The 1,466-nt window shown below is 34.7% G+C and carries 1 protein-coding gene and 1 pseudogene; both read right to left on the minus strand.

Annotation, left to right across the window (positions count from 1 at the left end):
• Window positions 1-820: 820 nt before the first annotated feature.
• Window positions 821-967 (minus strand): annotated as a pseudogene (locus HMPREF3119_RS19920) (cold-shock protein); the annotation flags it as partial.
• Window positions 951-1,163, minus strand: a complete 213-nt coding sequence (gene cspA / locus HMPREF3119_RS18325; protein WP_046025049.1) for a transcription antiterminator/RNA stability regulator CspE — start codon at window positions 1,161-1,163, stop codon at window positions 951-953. The gene cspA and the pseudogene HMPREF3119_RS19920, both read right to left, overlap by 17 nt.
• Window positions 1,164-1,466: the final 303 nt, after the last annotated feature.

The raw sequence follows: 1,466 nt of genomic DNA on the forward strand, positions 1-1,466 counted from the left end.
ACGGATTAGGTAATGAGCCTGTCGTATTCCAATGCTCTTATTGTTGCTTGCAATAAAAAAGGCCGCACATGGCGACCTTTGTAATACGTTTTTTTTAATTCACACAATAAATATCTGATAGATAAGTCGAGAAAAGATATGTTCACATGCTTAATCGTTTTTCAAACTTATCACGGATAAATACGTATTTTCAGGCTATAATGATAAGGTAACAAAAACCTGAATTTATATGAAAATAATATCGTTTATTATTTATGCCGGTTATTCCCAAACCGGCTTTTTTTTGTCTGAAATGAGAGCCTGATTTAGCTCAGCCAGGCTGCTATGCGCTAACAGGGCGATCGCTACTGATATTCAGCTGGAATAACCGAACGTGTGAACTATCCGGACATTCCGGAGAGTTAAATCTGTGAATTATCGTTACAAATTAGAGATATGAAAAAGCCCCACCGAAGTGAGGCTCATAATTTTTCAGTCAACACCGTAAGAAAATCACTTAAACCCATTCACCATTGCAAAAACAACTAAAAGCAGCAGTACGACAATAAAAAGGTTTTTAGTAAACATAAGAGCATAACTGAAAATAGTTTTTCTATTCACAGGTATTTCCTTAGGAAAATATTCCAGTTGGATACCACATTTATTTTAAGTAATAACCCGCACTTGCAAGATTTACTATTAATAGCAATGAGGTAAGGCGATCCTGGTATTATAGCTCTTTCTCAAAAAACAGACTGCCTATTGTACCAGATAACAAAAAACCCCGACATTGCGAGGTTTAAAATAATTGACTATTTAATGCTTAGTTGGTTTCTGCTTTCATCACACTTTTGCAAAAAATACATCTTGCTCCATGCGGGTTACTTAATGAAATATCAAATTGTGATGTTCGGTATTGTGAACCGCTACAGCATGGGCATTTAAAATAGAAAGCAATGATTATATTGTCTTTAAAGCGCCACCACATTACCAGCGGCAGGACCTTTCATTCCGTTTTCCATGGTAAATGATACCTCCTGACCTTCGATTAAGGATTTGAAGTTATCACTCTGAATTGCAGAGAAATGAACAAAAACATCCTTACTACCATCTTTAGGAGTAATGAAGCCAAAACCTTTATCATCGTTAAACCATTTTACTGAACCAGTCATTGTATTAGACATAGAATTTCCTTTAATTTTTTTGATTGCCATAAGGCATATGCGGTTTGTTTTTTATTTTTACTTATGGGAATTAATTAGAAGGAATTCGCAATGAAGTGGTATCGAGGATAACGCTAAATGGTGAACGACTTTAAACTGACTAGCATAAATAGGCCTGTACTTCCAAACCAGTGAGATCATTAAGCCACAGATGTTCACATATAGCAAATTATATTATTTTATCTCTCAAATGTTACGTATCACCACACGTAAATCACAACTGATTTTAACAACTTATCTTATCTGTTTATCAACATAAAAAAA

This window comes from Morganella sp. HMSC11D09 (assembly GCF_001807955.1).
In the GTDB taxonomy this organism is placed as follows: domain Bacteria; phylum Pseudomonadota; class Gammaproteobacteria; order Enterobacterales; family Enterobacteriaceae; genus Morganella; species Morganella morganii.